Origin of the sequence: Shewanella sp. S1-49-MNA-CIBAN-0167, from assembly GCF_040310145.1 — a bacterium.
GTDB classification, from domain to species: Bacteria; Pseudomonadota; Gammaproteobacteria; order Enterobacterales; family Shewanellaceae; genus Shewanella; species Shewanella psychromarinicola.
Genome location: NZ_JBEOPO010000013.1, coordinates 1 through 20450 on the forward strand (window position 1 = coordinate 1; position 20450 = coordinate 20450).

At 40.8% G+C, this 20450-nt stretch carries 14 protein-coding genes; 4 read left to right on the forward strand and 10 right to left on the reverse strand.

Annotation, left to right across the window (positions count from 1 at the left end):
* Positions 1 to 355: 355 nt before the first annotated feature.
* From AAEZ00_RS07795 to AAEZ00_RS07820, 6 genes are all read right to left on the reverse strand, one after another.
* Positions 356 to 808 carry a hypothetical protein gene (locus AAEZ00_RS07795; protein ID WP_351088507.1) on the reverse strand — a complete coding sequence of 151 codons (453 nt, stop codon included), beginning with the start codon at positions 806 to 808 and terminating at the stop codon, positions 356 to 358.
* A gap of 10 nt (positions 809 to 818) precedes the next feature.
* Positions 819 to 1475 (reverse strand): TorD/DmsD family molecular chaperone, encoded by a 657-nt coding sequence (locus tag AAEZ00_RS07800; RefSeq protein WP_351074621.1) that lies wholly within the window; start codon positions 1473 to 1475, stop codon positions 819 to 821.
* 75 nt (positions 1476 to 1550) lie between these two features.
* Positions 1551 to 2228, reverse strand: coding sequence for a DMSO/selenate family reductase complex B subunit (locus AAEZ00_RS07805; protein ID WP_101033871.1), 678 nt, complete (start codon positions 2226 to 2228; stop codon positions 1551 to 1553).
* 13 nt (positions 2229 to 2241) lie between these two features.
* Positions 2242 to 4788, reverse strand: a complete 2547-nt coding sequence (locus AAEZ00_RS07810) for a DMSO/selenate family reductase complex A subunit (protein WP_351088508.1) — start codon at positions 4786 to 4788, stop codon at positions 2242 to 2244.
* Positions 4789 to 4820: 32 nt separating this feature from the next.
* Positions 4821 to 6815, reverse strand: a complete 1995-nt coding sequence (locus AAEZ00_RS07815) for an MtrB/PioB family decaheme-associated outer membrane protein (protein WP_124012655.1) — start codon at positions 6813 to 6815, stop codon at positions 4821 to 4823.
* Between the two features lie 14 nt (positions 6816 to 6829).
* A complete protein-coding gene (locus AAEZ00_RS07820) occupies positions 6830 to 7723 on the reverse strand; it encodes a DmsE family decaheme c-type cytochrome (RefSeq protein ID WP_269801262.1) in 894 nt (297 codons plus the stop codon).
* 518 nt (positions 7724 to 8241) lie between these two features.
* Here AAEZ00_RS07820 and AAEZ00_RS07825 point away from each other — a divergent pair.
* Both AAEZ00_RS07825 and AAEZ00_RS07830 read left to right on the forward strand, forming a co-directional pair.
* A complete protein-coding gene (locus AAEZ00_RS07825) occupies positions 8242 to 9036 on the forward strand; it encodes a Crp/Fnr family transcriptional regulator (protein WP_351088509.1) in 795 nt (264 codons plus the stop codon).
* 59 nt (positions 9037 to 9095) lie between these two features.
* On the forward strand, positions 9096 to 9518 hold the full coding sequence (locus AAEZ00_RS07830) for a VOC family protein (RefSeq protein WP_124012657.1): 423 nt from the start codon (positions 9096 to 9098) through the stop codon (positions 9516 to 9518).
* 184 nt (positions 9519 to 9702) lie between these two features.
* Here the strand turns inward: AAEZ00_RS07830 and AAEZ00_RS07835 are convergent, their stop codons facing one another.
* On the reverse strand, positions 9703 to 11082 hold the full coding sequence (locus tag AAEZ00_RS07835; protein WP_351088510.1) for a sigma-54-dependent transcriptional regulator: 1380 nt from the start codon (positions 11080 to 11082) through the stop codon (positions 9703 to 9705).
* Between the two features lie 3 nt (positions 11083 to 11085).
* On the reverse strand, positions 11086 to 13053 hold the full coding sequence (locus AAEZ00_RS07840) for an ATP-binding protein (RefSeq protein ID WP_351088511.1): 1968 nt from the start codon (positions 13051 to 13053) through the stop codon (positions 11086 to 11088).
* A gap of 397 nt (positions 13054 to 13450) precedes the next feature.
* On the opposite strand from AAEZ00_RS07840, the gene AAEZ00_RS07845 reads away from it, so the two are divergent.
* Together AAEZ00_RS07845 and AAEZ00_RS07850 are read left to right on the forward strand one after the other, a co-directional pair.
* Positions 13451 to 15241 (forward strand): flavocytochrome c, encoded by a 1791-nt coding sequence (locus AAEZ00_RS07845; RefSeq protein ID WP_124012660.1) that lies wholly within the window; start codon positions 13451 to 13453, stop codon positions 15239 to 15241.
* Positions 15242 to 16840: 1599 nt separating this feature from the next.
* Positions 16841 to 18085, forward strand: coding sequence for an MFS transporter (locus AAEZ00_RS07850; protein ID WP_101033862.1), 1245 nt, complete (start codon positions 16841 to 16843; stop codon positions 18083 to 18085).
* Between the two features lie 482 nt (positions 18086 to 18567).
* On the opposite strand, the gene AAEZ00_RS07855 is transcribed toward AAEZ00_RS07850, so the two are convergent.
* Both AAEZ00_RS07855 and AAEZ00_RS07860 read right to left on the reverse strand, forming a co-directional pair.
* Positions 18568 to 19143, reverse strand: coding sequence for a DUF1499 domain-containing protein (locus AAEZ00_RS07855; RefSeq protein ID WP_351088512.1), 576 nt, complete (start codon positions 19141 to 19143; stop codon positions 18568 to 18570).
* 215 nt (positions 19144 to 19358) lie between these two features.
* The gene (locus AAEZ00_RS07860) at positions 19359 to 20396 is read right to left on the reverse strand and encodes a DcaP family trimeric outer membrane transporter (RefSeq protein WP_351088513.1); all 1038 of its coding nucleotides are present in this window, start codon (positions 20394 to 20396) and stop codon (positions 19359 to 19361) included.
* Positions 20397 to 20450 lie beyond the last annotated feature (54 nt).

The following is a 20450-nucleotide window of genomic DNA, read 5'->3' on the forward strand; positions in this document are numbered from 1 at the left end:
AATACCTAACAGATTGTTAAATTTGGCAATCATTCACACGCCAATACATTCTTACTGAGCCAACTGCATAGGCATGTATTTTTATGTTAATCGAGAATGGTTTTTACCTAATTGAGCTTGAGTAATAAACTCGTTATCGACTTGCAAGCCATAGACTTAACAATATGATATTATTACATAATTTAAGTGTTACTGAAAAATTAACTGCCGACTTTTACTCCAATGTTTAACGTTGCCATAGCAGTCAAACTTACTCAGATTTTTAACGTTAATGTTATCTTTTGACTTTTGAGGATCTATCTTTTTGGCGTTAATTCAGTTACAGATTGCAGATGATATATATATAATTAAGTACTTATTTCATGTTTTTAATGTCAACTCTACTTTCTAGATCTATTGAATAAACCTGAGCATATATTCTTTTAATAAGATTAATAAAATCCCCACTACTTTGATCATCACGTTTTTTATTAACCCATACATTAGATAAAGTAAGAATTAGCCTTTCCGCTTGGTTTAAATTATTCCTTTGAGATACTTTTATAAATAAAATTTGGCAGTTTATGACTAGGCATTTAAAAACTAATTCATCTTTTAGAGGACTTTCAGTATCTTGATTCTCTTTTGTTAACCATATTGGTTCACCCTCACAGTACACTAACGCGGCGATTAAGTTAGTTACCGTCTTGATATCAGTAGCACCATTAAATAATTGCATTATTTCTTCTGAACGCCGAAAGTTTAACAACAAGCTATAACCTAAATCAGCTTTGTGCCATTGTTGTACTAATGATTGAAGAAATGCCATTGATATTAACCTACCGATAAATTGCAATTTTTTTGGGTGTAAGTTCAAATGTTTGTTCAAGATACAACAGATAATCTCTCGCTAAAATGGAGAATCCTCTATAATAGTCTGTTTCAGCATGGGTATAGGCGAGCTCCAGACATCGGTAAGCCCAAGGCAGCAAATGTTGCTCTAGTAATTCATCTATCGCTTGTTGAATATTTGGATTTTGTGGTGCTTCAATCGCTTTGTTCAATAAGAATGACAGTACCGCAAATATTAACCCAATATGATCGACAGGTTCATTCATTTTCATGTCGATATTGATATTGTTAGCGGCATAAAACCGTTTTAAAGTAATGGTACTGTGGTCATTAAGCAACTGTGAAGAACTTGTATAGGCTGAGCCCCAAGGCGCGGCTAAAGGCGTACCAGGGCCATAGAATAGTACTCCATATTCGAGTTTCAGCTTAAGTAGCTCTTCTTCATTATCGGTCCATTGATCAATATAAGCTTTTAGGTGCGTTAATCCTTTATTGTCGGGATCTGTGACTAACAACTTAGGCCAGTTTTCAACAATATCTTGCTGTTTAAAGGTATTGATTAAGTCCGACTCGGGATAAACGGTCAGTACAGAATGCAATACATTGGCAATTGCCTGTAAATCTTGAAGCTTTTCAATGTTCATATCATTCACATTTGGTTATAAATTTAACTAGGAAAGAAGGGTGCAATAACATTATTACACCCTGTATTTACTAATTTATACTTCTCGAACGTTTAAGATCCGACCCATGCTCGAACCAACGGGTTGTGCTTTCCTAGAACCCTTAACAATTAAGTTCGGCGATGTAATCGATTCTGATGGTAATGGAGCAAAGTGGCCATCGCCGTTGCCATATTTAGCGCGAAGGTTTTCCATCGTATCAAAGTCCAGCGCTCGTAAAGGGCATGACTCAACACAAATCGGTTTTTTACCTTCTGCTAGCCTATCAGAACAACCGTCACATTTGGTCATGACTTTGCGTTCAATATCAATCTGAGGCGCATCGTACGGGCAAGCTCTTGAACAGCTTTCGCAGCCAATACATAACGACTCTTGAACCAGTACCAAACCATCTTCTTTTCTTTTATGCATGGCTCCTGTGGGACATGCTTTTACACACACAGGTTCATTACAATGGTTACAACCGATAGAGGCATAATAGGCAAATATATTTTGCTCATAACTCTCATCGCTATTTTGCTCCCACGTACCACCGCCATATTCATAGACTCTTCGCCATAGCATGCCGGGTAATGCGGATACACCTTGAGTGCTGACATCATCTTTATTACGCGTTATACCAACCATTCGATCTTTACAGGCTATGTGGCAAGTTTTACAGCCAGTACATTTACTGCTATCGAAATAGAATCCTAATTGAGTTTCTTGTGTCATTTTAATTTACCCCTCAAGCCTTGACTACCTGAACACGATTGGTGTGCTGTGGATTTCCCTTTGATACTGGGGACGGATGATATTTTGTCAGAGTGTTAATACAGCCTCCAATATCCACAACATGGCCAGATGGACCGACTTTCCCACTCGCATCTGGTTTATACCAAGCACCTTGCCCTAAAGCACATACTCCAGGAGTGACTCTGGGCGTGAGTTTTATCGGCATTTCAATTGTTCCTCTACCGTTATAAACATGAACCATATCACCATCAGATAATCCTCGAGCAGAGGCATCTTTGGGGTTCATCCATACCGCATCTTCGACCGCTTCGCGAAGCCACGGCACGTTATGATAGCTTGAGTGCGTTCTGCCTTTAGTGTGGTAGCCACATAATTGCAATGGGTATCCTGCATCAATAGCTTGTTGATCTTGATAGCCATCCCAAGTCACAACATATTGCGGTAATGGGGTAATTTCATCTCCAGTAGGCAGAGACCACGTTGCCGCTTTTCGTGCCAGTGATAATGAGAAAATCTCAAATTTTCCTGATATTGTTGGTCTTGGATTCGCAATGGGATCTTGAATATAGGATTGGAATGCGATAACTGGTGAAGACATATATTTACGGAAAACCCCCACTTTCTGGGCTTCTTGATATGTATCAGGCATATCGACATCGGCATTCATCGACTTAGTTTCTTGATAAAGCTTTTCACACCATTGTTCACCGGTAAGCCCTTCAGTGTATGCAGCACCATTACCCATAGCGTTAGCAATACCAGCACAGATTTCATACATAGATTGCGATTCGCCTAACGGCTTCAGTGAGGTACTCATAAAGGTTGCATAGGCCATTTGACCAGATGCATATGAATCGTTTGCATAATCTACTGATTCTAGCCAAGTGCTATCTGGCAGTAAGTAATCGGCAAATTTAGCTGACGATGTCATCCAGCAATCACTGACAATAATCAGTTCACACTTACTGTCATCTTGTAAGATTTGAGCGGTGCCATTACTGTCTGAGTGTTGATTCAGTAAAGCGTTACCCGCGCAGTTGATAATAGCCTTAATATTGGTACCCAGTTTAGCTGGATTGTTATCAACCCGCTCTTGGCTACCGCTAGATTTAAAGCGAACGCCATCTGACGTTCCGCTAAAGTCTTCACCGCGCACAACGGCATCAGACCATGTGAAAACAGGGATGGTAACATCTACTGGATTGCTACCTGCTTGCATACCTGCAACACCAAAGCTATAGCTTGAAGGCATTGCACCACTATTGACACCAGCACGACCTATTTTTCCGGTCATAATGGCTAACGTGTAAACGGCTCTAGTGGCTTGGTCGCCATTGGCATGTCGACTAATACCTGCACCTGCAGAAATATAGGGGGCTTCAGCGGCCATCATAGCGGTAGCTAACTGTTCAATTTTATACGCTGGGACTCCGCATACCACTGCAGCCCAATCTGGCGTTTTAGCGCCATCTTGCTCAAATATGCCTTGGCCCATAATGTAATCATGGTAATTTTGGTCTGGGTCGATAAATTCAGCATGTGAAGCAATGAACGGATCGGCGTTTAGCGTAACAGACGCCTTAGTATTGACTAGCGATGCTTTGTCATAACCCACAGCATATTTATCTAAAAATGGTTTCGCGTTTTGGTCAACCCAGCCACTATTAATCATTTGATAAATAACCGCTTCAATTAACGCGGCATCAGTACCAGGGCGGATCGCAAGCCACTCATCTTCATTGCCACGCATTGAATCTGTGTATCTTGGTTCTACCATCCAGACTTTAATATTGTTTTTATTATTTTCTAGAGACTTAACAAAATCATAGCCTTCACCGCTACCACTCATGCGTGTTTCGTTTGGATTAAAACCAAAGCCAACAAATAAATCAGAGTTAACGATTTCGCTTAATGAGCTGCCGCCAATGCTATCCCATTGATCGCCATAAGTCGCCATACACGCTGGATACACACCGGCCCATGAATAATCCCAATGATGGTCTAGAAAACCGCCATTTAAATTCAGTAATCGACCCCAGGTGGCGGTATTCGATGAGAAACCATAATAAGCGCCTGTACCGTAATGCATATAAATGGATTCAGGGCCGTAGTTATCTTTAATGGCTTGTAATTTTGAGCCTATTTCTGAATAAGCTTGTTCCCAACTGATAGGGACAAATTTTGCCTCGCCTCGTTTACCCACACGTTTCATTGGTGAACGTAGTCGGTCAGTTGCATAGGTTCTTTGACGAAGTGAACGACCACGTGGACATGCTCGAGCCTGATGGTTTACACCATATTCATCGGTTGTTTCATGGTCAGTTTCTATTCGAGTGATAACCCCGTCTTTACTGAATACTTTAATAGGGCAATTTGAACCACAGTTTACCAAGCATGCAGACCAGTTAAGTTGTTCAAGCGAACTTTCTGGTACTCCAGGCGGTATTACATTGATTTCTTTCGCACTATCTTCACACCCAGTGATAGTTGCTGCAGCGCCAATTGCTGCACTCATTTTTAAGAAATTTCTACGTTCCATTTCTATATCCTCGCGTAGTATTTACGATACGTTTAATGCAATTTGTAGCTAAATGACAACATCACTTGGTGTGCGTTATAGTCATGGTTTATATCTTGAAGTGTTATTAGTCCGGGTATACTGGCGATCTCAACAGATGCAGCATCGGTGTCGTAATAACGCTCGTATCGATAACTTAGTTTAAGTGCCATTTGTGGATTTAATGCATAATCAGCATATACACTGGCACTGTGGTTATAACTGTAATAATCACCATATGGGAGACTATTATCTACATTCACATTGGTATTACTCGTTGAATTAGCAAATAGATAATCCATACCTATTGTTAATTTATCTTGCATTAACCCTCTATAATTAAATCCAGCACCAACGTTAATAAATTCATCTTCTACATCTGTATACCAATATGAATTACTGACTTGACTGCCTGCTTGAGACGAATTAATCCATTGCTGACCGATAAAACCATAAGTATCAACATTTTTACTAATCTGAATACTTATATTGGCGTCATAGCCATAATCTTCTGAATCTAATAATCCAACTTCGGTATGTTTATATTCATCTTTGGCATATCGAGATGTCACATCAACACTCATCCAATCATTAGGTGTATGGGATAATTTTAATTCATAAGCATTACGAGTTCGGTCAGCTAAATAATATTTTCTGAGTAATGCATTTTCTTCGGATGCGGTTAAAATATCTGATTCAAATTTTGAACCATCTCTATTAGCATACTCAGATTTTAAATTGATATTGAACATTTCAAACTTACGTATGTTTAATTTCACCCATAATGTGTCATCTTGAGTTTGTTCACGTTCACTATAATTACGAGTAATTTCTTTACTGTCATAACCTGCCTGTAAACGATAACCGCTGGCGATTCTGTAACTCGCATTCACACCATAATTGTTACGTTCATAATCTAAAGGCGTATTTTGTCTAAACGCACCGGTTAAACTATTGAAGTTGTATTGGGCAAATTCTGCAGTCGAACTCTTATTATCACGCTTGTTATAATCGATTTTCCCACCCAAGCGAAGTCGATTACTTAGCATGGATGTCACCGCAAACCGGCCATCGATAGTATCGACTTGACCGTCCCAGCTTTGCAGTGGATTACCACTCATTTGAATTAAATTTTCATCTTGGATCATTCGTCCAGTCGCAACACGTCCACTCATCACGGTCTGATCAATGCGATAATTGCCAGAAAGTGATATTTGATGAGCTTGACTATCTGGAGCTGCAGCATAGACATCATTTAAATAAGGTAGGCTTAAGTCACTTATTTTATTATTGTAAATGCTTCCAGAATAACTCAGATCAGTGGTCCAGTTATCGCCATTAAGACCTATCCCCGCATCCCATTGCGAAGTAGTCGCGTTAACGGGTAAGCCGATATTGATAGGGCTAGGCGTCACGATACTGCTTGAACGGTGGCCGGTTTTATCTTCTTGGTTGTAACTGACAAAACTATTGTATTCGTCATTTTTATAGACAACCCCTACCCCCAGCTTCTCTCTTTCTAGTGCTAAGTTAAACGTATTGACATCAGCACTTGGGGTTAGCATGCCGTCGTTATGCCAAAGCTGACTATTCACATCGCCTGCTTTAATGGTTTTTATTGAAGCGTAATCTAAGACCAACTCATATAAACCTGAATCGCCGATTTGTAAACTGGCAAAGCTATTATCGAAACCCAACTGATGTGCGATTAATTGAGCTTGATATCCAGATTTATTTTGAAACAGAATATCACTGCTCACTGAACCAATAGCGCCATCCTCTGAAGTACCGAGTGCGTTACCTGCATGTATATCATCAATGTCGTTATAGCCAAGAGCAACATCTAGCTTGCCGCTATAAGCTGAATTTTCAACACAACGGTTACATTCATAGTTGCTACTATTTACATTATTGGTGTTGGCATTGTTCACCCCAAAATTAGCTGCGAAACTGGGCCCAGATATCGCCACTAATATCGATACAGTAATAAGATTGATTTTGAATGACATAATCTTGCTCTCCATTAGCGTTGCAGCAAGCTGCCTGAGGGATGATTTGAACCATGAATTTGACTATGGCAATTCAGGCAACTTTTACCGCCACCAAAAGCATCAATACCTGACTCAGCGACGACTCGACTAGCATGTCCATCATTAGCATGACATTGCTGACATAATTGCGGTGCACGATGCTTGACTAAGGATTCATTAACACTGCCGTGAGGGTTATGACAGGTAACGCAATTTTCAGTTACTGGCGCATGTTCCCATAAGAAAGGACCGCGTTTTTCAGCATGACAGCTATAACAAGTATCATTTACTGTGGGTTTAACTAACGCATTCTCACTCATTGAGCCATGAGGTGAATGGCAATCAACACATGTCATGCTGTTCCACTTCAAGGGATGTGAAGAGCGCTTATTCATATCGCCTTTTTGGCTGGTATGACAGCTGACACAGGTGTCATTGATAGTCAGTTTATCCATAACAGGATCTTTTGCCGCATGGATCTTATGGCAATCTACACAGGCAACTTCTTCAAGATTATGAGTACTATTATGCCAACTCATCTGCTGTGCATCGTTATGGCAACCTTCACATACGCTGTTTTGAGAACTTGCCGGCAGCTTACTTTGAGGACCAAAAGCAATCATGGGCTCCTTACCACCTCGGTTATGCTGGCCTTGAGGGCCATGACATGCTTCGCATTGCAAACCTGCCATTGGGGAATCCTCGGAAATAACTTTTCCATGGGTGCCCTTAAATAAGTCCATCACCTGTTCATTTTTTTTATGACACATAAGGCAGGAATCTGCCCCTTTAGAAGAATATTTCCCCTCATCAAACTTTTGTTGTAGCTGTATTTCTAATTGTTCTGTGGTTAAATCGTCCCAAGGTAACGCATGAGAACTTTGCATTACGAATAATCCGCAACCTATGAGTATGGCTAGTTGATAGATAGATCTCATTTTTAAATACCTCCCAAAATCTGAAATTTTTACTTTCATTTTATTACCTGTAAAATAATTACTTCTTTAAAATAAGTTTTTATATTTATTTTAGAAAATAAAATCATAAACTTATTTTATTGCATCACTATCGAAGCCAAACAATGTTAACCAGTCGGGGGCTCTACTTAATATTTTGTTAGCACCTTCAAATTCCTTGAGCTAATTTAACCAAATCATCCACCCAAAAACCTTTATACAGGTATAGATAATGGTAAATAACATGTGATTAACTTAACAAAAAATAAAACTAATGGTATTTGTTAATTATTAGCTGTGCTAATCACAACTTAGAAAAACATGTGACTAGCACCACACAATATCAATATGTATAGAATTTAAACTTGTTCTATGCGGTTTGGGTTTATACTGGTACATATGCGATTGGTAATTTATGTAATGATAATTAAACATTAAGGTGTATTTATATGGCTCGCGTTATGTCCTTAAGCCCTGAAATGAAAGGTAAATCTACTATATTCTTTCCTGATATAGTTAAACCCGACATAATGCGTTTCATTAAAGAAAAGGGTGAACTAATAACCTTAAGCAAAGGTGAGTTAATCCCAAAAAGCATCCTACTTAACAATTTTATCTATTTAAATACAGGCTTGATATTTTATATAAAACGAACAAACAACTATACCAAACCTAAATTTGTAAATGTCATTATCCCACATAGATTGACTGATTATCATTTACTATTAGAGAATAATTGTACTTGCTGTAAAAGCATTAAGGTCGCAAGAGACAGTCAGATAACGATTGTTGAAAAATCGTTGATAAAAAACCTAATAAAAGAAGATATTGAGCTTTTTACTCGTTTTATGTTTGATGCAAACTATTTTACTGAAAGACAAACTGCACTGGCTATTTTCTTATTAACCTCTTCACCAGAAGATAAACTCATTAAGTTTCTTTTTGATATTCTCGTTGCTTTTAAAACAGAATTTATATCAATGTGGCTTACCATTGATATAAAACTAACCCGAGAAGAGATTGCAGATATATTACATATTAGCATCATAAAGTTGGACTTAATGTTAGGAAGCTTAAAGAAGCAAGGCATGTTAAAAAAAGAAAAAGGACTATTTAGTATTAATACAGCATTATTTAGTGAACTTTCGCCATGCCCTTTAGGAAGAGAAGACGCGCAAGGATGTAAGTCTAATAACATGCTAAAGTTCAAAATGAAAAACATGATTGAAATCAATAATGTCTAGTGAAACTTTTACACGAGAACATCTATTAGAAATACGATAATAAATTCAATGGAATAACAATGAAACAATCAATAGTTCACATTGCTTTAGTCGTGAGAGATTATGATGAAGCTATCGATTTTTATGTCAATAAATTGAAATTTGAGTTAATCGAAGATACCTATCAAGCAGAACAGGACAAACGTTGGGTAGTTGTTTCCCCTCCAGGTTCAAGCGGAGTGTCGTTACTGTTAGCACGGGCATCGAAGCCGGAGCAGAATGATGTTATCGGTAACCAAACTGGCGGACGTGTTTTTCTTTTTTTGAACACCGATGATTTTTGGCGAGACTATCACCGCATGGTAGCAGACGGGATAAAGTTCGTTAGGCCGCCACAAGAACAAGATTATGGCACGGTGGCAGTATTTGAAGATCTCTATGGCAATCTTTGGGACTTACTGCAGTTAAATGATGATCATCCAATATCAATCAAAACCTCGTAAAAAGCATTAATTGGTGTATTACATTGGCTATTGTTTAGCCAGCTTTTAAGGCCGCACAATGGCATTAACAAGCTTTTGTGTAGCACTAAGACTAATGTTGAAATATGTATCGTTAACATATTACAAGACCTGCACTCAATCACCACTATTTATACATGTTAACTAAACTGCTGCACATTCAGCGCTAATGTCCTTTGAGTCGTCGACTCAATGCACTTTGACTGATCCCAAGCACCTGCGCAGCGGCAGTTTGATTGTTGGCTGTACGGCTCATCGCTTCATCCATTAAGGCTTGATTCATCTGCGCGAGTGTTGGCAACACCTTAGGGAAGATGATGAGATCTTGAGGGGCTTCAGTCAATAATTTGTGTTCATTAATCGCTTCCATAAAAGCAGAAGTGTTAAGCGCGATACCATCACTTCTACTTACCGCATCGAATACCATCCCTTTTAGCTCATGTAGATTACCGGGAAAGTCATAACCGGCTAAGCTAGGCGCTAAGTCTGCGGGTTGGATCGGTGCGGGTAAATTCATGTCAGCGGCTGCTAGGGCGATGAAATGATTAATCAACATAGCGATATCTAACTGGCGAGCCGCTAATGACGGTAATTTAATTTTATGGGCGCGTAAACGGTAGAGTAGATCGCTCCTAAACTCACCCGCTTGGTGAAGTTTACGTAAATCATCTTGAGTTGAGACCACAAACTTACATTTTACTGGGTAGGCGGTGTCGCTTCCTAAGGGGTAATATTGTTTGGTTTCTAAAAACTCTAATAGTCTAACTTGTGCGTTTAGCGGCAGGGCTCCTATCTCGTTAAGATAGATCACCCCGCTACCAACTTGATGCAGTAAGCCTGCAACCGCGTCTAATTCACCATTACTGTGATGATACAGTTGACCACACATTTTCTGCTCGAAGAACTCGCTACTAATGCCCGCGAGATTGAGACTGATGAACGGTTCGTTAGGGCTATAAAGTGTATGGCAAGATTTGGCAAATTCGCTTTTACCTGTGCCGCTAGCGCCAACAATTAATAAGGGCTCAGGACTGCATGAGACGGCTTCGAGATAGCGGAACTGATCCAATAGCTGTGGCTCGCAAGTTAAAATATTATTGAACGCTTGCGGGGTGTCTAAAGTACGACTTAGAAATTTCTCCTTAATATAGAGATAGTTTCTTTCCAGCCCGACGACTTCCAGTGCTCGGCGCACTGTATGCGCGAGGTCATCGACATTGTCGGTTTTAATAAAGTAGTCATAGGCGCCTTTTTTAATGCAACGTACTGCGGTGTCGACTTCGTTAACACCCGTCACAATAATGACTCGGGTGTTGGGGAAATCACTACGGATCATCGCTAATAACTCTTCGCCAGAGTGAAATGGCATGGTGAGATCGAGTAACACTAGCGCATAGTCGCCAACTTGTAATCTATTCTTCACTTGGCGACTATCAACGCAGCTGTCAATATCAGCTTCAGGAACCAGACGATTAAGGGTGACCGCTAACGTTCTTAACCAAGCGGCTTCATCGTCGACTAAAAGAATATTTCTGGCTAGTTTCATTTTCTAATCCTGTGATTCCAATGCAAAGGTTAGGCGAATTCGGGTGCCTTTACCTACACTCGACAGCATCTGCATTTCGCCTTGATGCTCTTTTATAATTTTGCTGCAGACCGATAATCCTAGCCCACTGCCCCCTTCGTTTCGCCTGGTGGTGAAAAAGGGCTCTGTTATACGCGTTAATGTGGCGCTATCCATCCCGCAGCCATTGTCGGTGATACTCAAAATAGCCTTATCACCTTCAACATGGGTCTCTATCACTATTGATCCCGATTGCTCAGAACAGGCATGACAAGCATTTTGAATGAGGTTAATTAATACTTGATGTAACTGCTGAGCATCACCCTCAATTTTGGGGCTTGGTTCACACAGCGTGGGAGTGATCTGATGGAATTTAGTTTGACTCGCGGTTAGGCGAAGTGCCACTTGCACCACATCATTTAGGCAAACTTGGGTATATTCATTGGCAATATGAGGCATGGCATAACGTTTAAGATCATTAACGATACGGCTGATACGTTTGGCGCCCTCTTCAATAGAGCCACAACTATACTGTAATTCTTCTATAGCAATGTCTGGGTTTAGCCCTGCAATAAGCCAGAAGGGGTTTTGTTTCTGATAATGCCTAGCTGCTGGTGTTAAGTCTTTCATTGCAGAAGTAAATAGTGCTACTGCATGTACGATAAGACCCGTTGGATTATTGATTTCGTGAGCAATACCGGCAGACAGTTCTCCTAGTGAGGCTAGGCGGCTGGCTTCTTCATTGGCTTGTCGCAGGTGATGCTGCTCGGTTGATTCTTCAAGCAGGATCACCACCTGATCTGCGGCAATAGGATGAATTTGTAATTGCCAACACTGCTGCTGATACCGCATATCGGCAGTAAACGACTTTTGGGTCGATAACACGTCTAATACTGCGCCTTTAAGCTTAAAAACATCGTTGTCGACATAGTAAAACTCATCTGAATCTAACAGGTGAATATTGTTATCGTTACTCCATAAATGCTGGAGGTCCTGGTTTACTATGGTCACGCCATTGGGGATCCCATCGAGAACAGACTGAAACTGTTTCGACAGTTCAAATATCTCAGCTTCAATGCGCCGGCGTTGAATTAATTCGGCATCGAGCGCCTTAGTGTGGCGGCGCAAACTGGCACTAATAAACCCGGTGTATACCATGCCTACTGCACAGACAAGCGCGACCAACATCGCGACTGAAAGCATTCGCTGTTCATTAGAGGTTAAATCCACTTTCTCTCGCCCAATACCAAACCATTTATTGACTAGTTTGTCGTATTCACCTGATAGTTTTAGTTGCCTAAGCGCCTCGTTGATTTTGTACATTAATAATGTTTTCTTAACATTACCAACAAAATTAAAGTCACCGTAGATCAGTGCATCACTTGAACTGCGAACCGATGGATACAAAGGAAGTAAACGCCGAGCAACAAAGCTTTCAGCAATAACCACGTCGACTTGGTTGCTAATCAGTTGTTGAAAGCCTGTCTCATAGAGATCGACATCCACGCGTTCGAAATTTTGCGGATAGCCTGACAGGTATACATCGACAAAAGCCCCCATTTTGATGGCAACACGCTTGCCAACGAGATCGGCCCAATTGTTTATTAACGCCTTGCCCTGCAAGGTATAGGCTCTAGCATGGGTGGCATAGATAGGATCGGATTGGCTTAACTTGCGGTCCAAATTGACGGGGCTAACCACAGCAATCACATCGATATCACTGTTAGGATTATGAACATCTTTTACTAATTGCTGAAAACTCTTACGCCGAACGATGATGCGCTTATTAGTGAGCTGACCGATTCGATTCATCAACTCGACATTAAAGCCTTGATCGACACCATTTTTACGCCATTCTAATGGCGCCGTTTTTGAGTGTACCCCAAAGACAATGCTTTCTTGAGCGAGCACAGGTAAGGAAAGGATGATAAGTAATAGCAATAAAAATCTCATGTTGCGATGATACACACCACCCGCAGCTTAAACTGTGCAGCATTACGCGAATTAGCAGATCGTTAAGTAGCTTTTTCGATGATATTTAGAGACTGTGATCTATCTCTACATAGGCTATGCAAAATCGCATATACCCCTTTATAACTATGCATCTTTGCATAGTTAATTTTTTTGCTTGTGATTGAGGAAACATTTCTGACCCCCCTGTTGATTATCTTATTGCTGGCCTTAGTGTCATAGGTGAAGATTAAATCGAGTAAAAGTAATCGCCGATAAAATCGAGATGAGTTTTGCCGATACTTTTGAAAGTGAACGCCACTTCAACCTTAATAAAATAATGAGAGTACTTCTATAGTTAATCGACTAAACGTCATTAAATGTAGAGGGGGGAGCAAAAATGAAAAAGATGAAACTTGCAGTCTGTCTAGCCACATTAATGGGCACAGCGGGTCTAATGGGCAATGCAGTTGCGGCTGATGACTTAGCCGAATTCCACGCTCAAAACCAAGAATGTGATAGCTGCCATACACCAGATGGTGAACTATCAAATGACAGCTTAACTTATGAAAATGCCCAATGTGTTTCTTGTCATGGAACACTAGCAGAAGTGGCTGAAACCACTAAGCATGAACATTACAATGCTCATGACTCGCATTTTCCTGGTGATGTATCATGTACCACATGTCACAGCGCTCACGAAAAATCGATGGTGTACTGCGACTCGTGCCACAGCTTCGATTTCAACATGCCATATGCTAAAAAATGGCAACGTGACGAACCGACTATTGCAGAATTGGCCAAAGATAAATCAGAACGTCAAGCAGCCCTTGCTAGCGCACCTCAAGATACCGTTGACGTCATTGTTGTCGGTTCTGGCGGCGCAGGCTTCTCTGCGGCAATCTCTGCATATGATAATGACGCTAAAGTCATTATTATTGAGAAAGAGCCTGTTATCGGTGGTAACGCTAAATTGGCCGCAGGTGGCATGAACGCTGCTTGGACTGATCAACAAAAAGCGAAAGACATTACTGATAGCCCTGAATTAATGTACAAAGACACCATGAAAGGTGGCCGTAACCTAAACGATCCTGCATTGGTTAAAATCTTAACTTCGCACTCTAAAGACTCTGTTAATTGGATGACCGCAATGGGCGCCGATTTAAATGATGTCGGTCGTATGGGCGGCGCATCTGCTAACCGTGCACACCGTCCAACTGGTGGTGCTGGTGTTGGTGCTCATATTGTTCAAGTGCTTTATGATAATGCCGTGAAACGCAATATCGACATACGCATGAACACTCGTGGTATCGAAATCCTTAAAGATGACAGTGGTAATGTCAAAGGTATCCTCGTTAAGGGTATGTACAAAGGCTACTACTGGGTGAAAGCGGATGCTGTAGTATTAGCAACCGGTGGTTTCGCTAAAAATAACGAACGTGTCGCTAAGCTTGATCCTAAGCTAAAAGGCTTTATCTCTACTAACCAACCTGGTGCGGTAGGTGATGGTCTTGATGTTGCCGAAAATGCGGGCGCAGCATTGAAAGACATGCAGTATATCCAAGCTCACCCAACCCTATCTGTTAAAGGTGGCGTAATGGTCACTGAAGCGGTTCGTGGTAATGGTGCTATTTTGGTTAACCGTGAAGGTAAGCGTTTCGTAAACGAAATCACTACACGTGATAAAGCGTCTGCGGCTATCTTGGGGCAAACCGGCAAATCAGCGTTTTTAATCTTCGAAGATTCTGTGCGTAAATCACTGTCTAAAATTGATAAGTATATTGGTTTAGGTGTTGCACCTTCTGCGGATACTTTAGTTAAGTTAGGCAAGATGGAAGGCATTGACGGTAAAGCGTTGACTGAAACCGTTGCGCGTTACAACAGCTTAGTCGCTAGCGGTAAAGACACTGATTTTGAGCGTCCAAACTTACCTCGTGCACTAAACGAAGGTAACTACTACGCGATCGAAGTAACACCTGGTGTTCACCACACCATGGGTGGTGTGATGATCGATACTAAAGCAGAAGTCATGGATGCTAAGAAGCAAGTTATTCCTGGCCTATATGGCGCTGGTGAAGTAACCGGTGGTGTTCATGGTGCAAACCGCTTAGGTGGTAACGCCATTTCAGACATCGTCACCTTTGGTCGTTTAGCGGGTGAAGAAGCAGCGAAATATTCTAAGAAGAACTAATCGATTTAGAATTAACTGACTCGCTAGTATCAGTAAGCCACAGTTCATTGCTGTGGCTTTTTTTATAGGCGAATTTCTATACACAAATTTTCACATAAATGCACTTATCTCCAGCGTACTCTCAGTGAGTTGATTGATTTAAGATGCGTATTTAACGATTGATGTCAGTTCCCCGCAAATCATTACTCATCCCGCTCATTAACCGAAGCGCGGTATAGGTCTATTATTTCATGGTGAGGAATGTGTATGTTTGTTATGTAGAGGGAAATGTATGAGTAATCAATCCTGTAAGTAGATTAAACATAAAGCTCACCGAACTTGAATGCCTCAAGGATTCTATTTGGGATATTTTTAACCGATGGAATACTGATGATATCGAATTGACTAAAATGAGCAAAACAACAACTAACACGTTCATGCCCGTGCGACGTGAAGTCGTATGAAGCGTTGTTCACCACGATAAGAGTGAACCATCTGTATCACCAGATGACCCTATGGCTCTGAATAAAGTAGCGAGCCAGACAATGTAACGAAGTCCATTGGACGGGAACAGAATCGTGAGAGGACGTTCTTCCTGATAACCACAATCGGGTGAGTGCTAGGGAGTCAGTATGATGAACATATGTGAATCCACGAAGTGCGACGTGAAGTCGTATTGATCGCTGTCCTCCGACCCAAAGAGAGGACCATCTGTATCACCAGATGACCCTATGGCTCTGAATAAAGAAGCGAGCCTGACAATGTAACGAAGTCTATTTTAAATAGACGGGAAAATAATCGTGAGAGGACGTTCCTCCTGATAACCACAAATTGGGTGAGTGCTAGGGAGTCAGTAAGATGAATGAAAGTGAATCCATATAATATGCGTAATTTCACAAGCAGCGGAAGTGGTTTACACGCTGTGGCCAAAAGGCAACGAGAGTAGGAAAGAAGTTTGCGTGTATTCTTTCGTGATCAACACGCTCTCCGCATTATAGTGGGCATCTAAACTGACATTACGCTTCATACGGAACACGGTAAGCCTGTATCGCTCCTAATGGGAAAGCTCTCTGCAAAGAGAGCCGATAGTGATGCAGGTAAAGGAGGCTGGAGAAAGCTAATGCTGCATTGTAATGATGCAGATACAGACTTATGTCTGGCACGAAAGTGAGCCCACTTCCAGCTGGTCTCCCGTTGCAAGAAAATTAAAAGAACTTTGTTAATGGAGAAACGCAAATGATGACTTCGATTGAAGTTAGTGCCTCTCCTTGCTTTGCTCAACGATAATCCAAAGATTGGAAAGTCATGGAGCAGAAAGTATCAAAGCTTCGAGTGAGTATTGCAAAGGTAACCCCTGTGGTTACCGGGTAACATAGTACGCCTTAGTGGAGGCTTGAGCCGTATGCAGTGAAAGTTGCACGTACGGTTCTTAGGAGAGCGGCACTTGGTAACAGGTGCCGCTTATCCGACCAAAGTGAGTGACGCGCTATTGCTAGTGACATCATTATATCTAATGATAAACACCGAATCAGTGACTGATTGATTTATAGCATATTGGCCAAAATAACTTGACCATTACAGACTGTTTAATTTGAATATTGACTAAGGGAAACAGAGGCAATGAACAGAGGGGGTAAAATACCTGTCCGAGGCTGGTCTATCTTATGGATAGCATGGTTAGCCTTTATGGTCGCTAATTTAACAAACTTTGCCTTTGGTGTGATCTTACCTGATATGAGATCTGATATTGGCTTTGATCTGCAGACCGCGGGGTATCTGAGTGCAATAGCCTGGATTGGTAAGGGACTTTTAACCATTCCAATTACTTGCCTGATCAGTAAAGGAAAACCGAAGATAGTTTTGCTTAGCATTTTTGTTCTTCTCGGCATTGGTATGTTTCTGCAAGGTTTTGCAACAAACACATTTATGCTGTTTGTTGGTCGACTGCTTGTGATGGGGGTAACGGCAGGAATTGTTTCTGTGTTGGTTGTGTTTAAGATCCAGTGGATCCCAACAGAAAAAATGGGTGCAGTGAACGGCATAGAAATGTTTACCGGTCCTGCAGGACAGCTTCTGGGAACTGCCGCATTTCCGATGTTTTTGGCTATGATGGCAGGCTGGCGTGAAGTCATGGTAGCTATGGGGGTCTTTGCTTTTTTGCTTGCGTTCGTTTGGATGTTTGTGGCGAAAGAGTGCAATCAACCTTGGCAATCAACCCATTATGAAAAAGTGCCTATACTCCAGCCTCTGAAAGAGGCATTGGCTTATAAAAATACCTGGCTTCTGGCTTTGGCCTGGCCTGCAACGTCGTTAACGTGGATTGCAATATACACATTCTGGGCCACCTACGCGGTTGAAAATATTGGATTATCAACCGCGGAAGCGGGCATGATCCTTGGTTTTATACCTATTGGCTCTGCTATTGCTTGCTTAGTTTCACCTGTAATTGCGCAAACATGGGGCTATGACAAGCCACTTATTGTTGCTTCCGGCGTAGTATTGCCTTTCTCGTACTATGGCTTGATGTTGTCCGACAATATTACAGTACTGTCCTTAGTCTCTTTTGTCACTGGGTATGCCGCATACAACTTTGTTCCTCTAGCGTTAACGACACTTTATAAGACAGGCATGTCTCCTCGCGCGGTATCAATGGGGACTGGGTTTATCTTTTCATTGAGTGGTTTAGGAGGTGCTGTTGGCGGCGCTCTGACAGGCTGGCTGGGCTCTCTCTATGGTCTCAAGACCGCCTTGTCGTTGACATGTTTCGCTCCAATTCTATTTGCTCTCTTTGCTTTATTCTTAACTGAAACAGGCTGGAAAGCAGGCGAAAAAAATAAATTACTGGAACAAAATCTCTGCCAATAAAAAATAAAAACCAACCATTTAGACATTAAAAGATATGGCGTTCTAATGCCCATTAATCCAAATTAAATGTTAACCATGATATCTATGGTTAACTCAATTTGACCACGATTTTAGGCAATAAGCGAAGCAGAATGCTTGCGTCGAGGACTTACTGCAATGCAAATCCTAAGTTACATTTCTGGTTAGCTTCTTTGTTTCGAGAGTGAACGTCGATCCATCCCTTTTTCAGTAAATACCATCCAGCAGGCTTAAGCTTTAGAGTTTTACCATACTTATCGTAGTGTGAATTATAGGATTTTGAGTATGAGATCTAATGCACTTTTGTCCATAAATGCCTTAGCATTAAAGTATATTCTATGCACAATACAATGTCAGAATGCGGACTCTATTTCATTTTATCTTTATGTTAAACCCCATTAATCAAACCTACAAAAAAGGAGCATTTTCATGCTCCCTTCCCGAGTAACAATCTACCGTTTAAATCATCTTGAGAATCGCTGACTAAATTCTTGAATGCGTTTCGCGTTGACACCCGCATCGCCAATACCAATCCGTGACACGCTGCGTAAATCAATACGACTGCCCTGCTCTAGTGCAGACACAACGATGACTACATCATCTGCAAAATTGAAAAAAGGCGTTGTAGCCGTACTTTCAAAGCGCAGTGCTTTTGGGTCTTGAGCGACAATGGTCCAGCCCATGGTTTTAGCGACAGTTAATGCCTTTTGATAAGCCGCTTCAACCGATAAATCTGACGTAATAGGTTGAATATTAGGGAAAGCTTGTCGTTGCTGCGCGGCGATATCTTCTCCACCATAAACCAAAGTATTTCTCGCTCCAATCCGGTTGTCAGTTAAAAACTCAAACTGCGGTGGTGATTGAGTATTGGTAGTAATATCGTGAATAGGCGGGTATTTAACAGGGTTGCCCAGCATTGCGATAATGCTTGGCGACAATATGCCCATACCAAGTAGTAACGCCACAACCGACTTAACTTTTCCCTTAGTACCACTGTTAGTACCAAGAGTGATGACTAATGCTACCAGTGCGACAACCACTACCACATATCCCAATAGGTTATTGTAATTACGACTGGCTATAAAGCCGACTATTGGCTCCCACAATCCCAATGACGGCGTATAAATAAAAAAACTAACCTTGATATATATTGTCCATTAACAGGAGTTATAGAATTCTGAATAAATTATTTTTCAACAAAGAATAAAAAGTCATAACATAATTGTGATGACTTTTAGTACATAATTAGCAAAAACTAAATGGCATATTTCATTGAAAACTGACCATAAAATGAATTTTTATCTTCATGTTCTAGCTCGTAATTTCCCACTTCAAAACCAACTGAAAGTTCTGGTGTTAAATTTTCAAACAAGTTAACAGCCCACTGACTAATTTCAGTATCGCTTTTATCACCTTTGATGTAACCATATATGAAAGTAGATCGCATGGTGTCAGTCCAGAAATGACGATATGCCACATTATAAGCAGTAGACTCTTCAACTTCTTCTCCTACCAGATCTTTTACTGCGGCAGTTCCTACATAACGACCCAGCTCACCGGTGTGGAATTGGAAACGGAGATCATCTTTACCAAATGTATTCACTTTACCCGCAAAACCACCACCAATAGTCGTTTCAGTATTTCCTTCTAATGTATTTAATTGACGGCCAAGAGCAGAAAATGAAACATTACCCCAGTCACCTTTAAAAGTATATTTAGCAATCACATCAGGCACATTATCATTTACAGTATCACCACCAAAACTTTCTGGATTTTCTAAGGAGAATTGGAATCCTCCATTGGTATATCGAATCTGTCCTTGGCGAACAAATGAAATACCCATTAATGTACTACCAAAATCAGCAGTTTCAGCAATAGCACTTGGATTCATGAATGTTGTCCAAGTTTGTCCTGCTAGAATATTTTTATAACTTATATATGCATGTCTAACTCTAGGATTATAAGAGTTTGAAACGATTTCATTTCCTGAACCACCAAAAAAGTCCATTTCAATAAAACCAGTGACATCACCGTGTTCATACTTTGTATTAAAACGTGTTTCGTTTGCGAAAACTTTAAACTGAGAAGCATTTTCATCTAACCCTACACCACCACCTTTCCAATTATCTTGATAGGCAACATCACCATCAACATAACGGGCATCAACTTTAATATAACCACCAAAAGTTATTTTATTATCATCGTTAATTTTAAATTCATATGCAGCAAAAGAAGATGAAGAGATACAGCTTAATGCTATTGCTAGAGCAATAGTATTTAATTTAGAGTTCATAATTTATTCCTATAGACGTAACTCTCCCTACGTAGGGGGAGTTACGTAATTTAA

What these genes read in the sequence shown, in the direction of transcription:
- AAEZ00_RS07820 (WP_269801262.1), bottom strand. Translation starts at nt 7,723, where the DNA reads ATGCAAAGTTCTCATGCGTTACCTTGGGACGATTTAACCACAGAACAA.
- AAEZ00_RS07840 (WP_351088511.1), bottom strand. Translation starts at nt 13,053, where the DNA reads ATGAGATTTTTATTGCTATTACTTATCATCCTTTCCTTACCTGTGCTC.
- AAEZ00_RS07830 (WP_124012657.1), top strand. Translation starts at nt 9,096, where the DNA reads ATGAAACAATCAATAGTTCACATTGCTTTAGTCGTGAGAGATTATGAT.
- AAEZ00_RS07850 (WP_101033862.1), top strand. Translation starts at nt 16,841, where the DNA reads ATGAACAGAGGGGGTAAAATACCTGTCCGAGGCTGGTCTATCTTATGG.
- AAEZ00_RS07800 (WP_351074621.1), bottom strand. Translation starts at nt 1,475, where the DNA reads ATGAACATTGAAAAGCTTCAAGATTTACAGGCAATTGCCAATGTATTG.
- AAEZ00_RS07795 (WP_351088507.1), bottom strand. Translation starts at nt 808, where the DNA reads ATGGCATTTCTTCAATCATTAGTACAACAATGGCACAAAGCTGATTTA.
- AAEZ00_RS07860 (WP_351088513.1), bottom strand. Translation starts at nt 20,396, where the DNA reads ATGAACTCTAAATTAAATACTATTGCTCTAGCAATAGCATTAAGCTGT.
- AAEZ00_RS07805 (WP_101033871.1), bottom strand. Translation starts at nt 2,228, where the DNA reads ATGACACAAGAAACTCAATTAGGATTCTATTTCGATAGCAGTAAATGT.
- AAEZ00_RS07815 (WP_124012655.1), bottom strand. Translation starts at nt 6,815, where the DNA reads ATGTCATTCAAAATCAATCTTATTACTGTATCGATATTAGTGGCGATA.
- AAEZ00_RS07845 (WP_124012660.1), top strand. Translation starts at nt 13,451, where the DNA reads ATGAAAAAGATGAAACTTGCAGTCTGTCTAGCCACATTAATGGGCACA.
- AAEZ00_RS07825 (WP_351088509.1), top strand. Translation starts at nt 8,242, where the DNA reads ATGGCTCGCGTTATGTCCTTAAGCCCTGAAATGAAAGGTAAATCTACT.
- AAEZ00_RS07810 (WP_351088508.1), bottom strand. Translation starts at nt 4,788, where the DNA reads ATGGAACGTAGAAATTTCTTAAAAATGAGTGCAGCAATTGGCGCTGCA.
- AAEZ00_RS07835 (WP_351088510.1), bottom strand. Translation starts at nt 11,082, where the DNA reads ATGAAACTAGCCAGAAATATTCTTTTAGTCGACGATGAAGCCGCTTGG.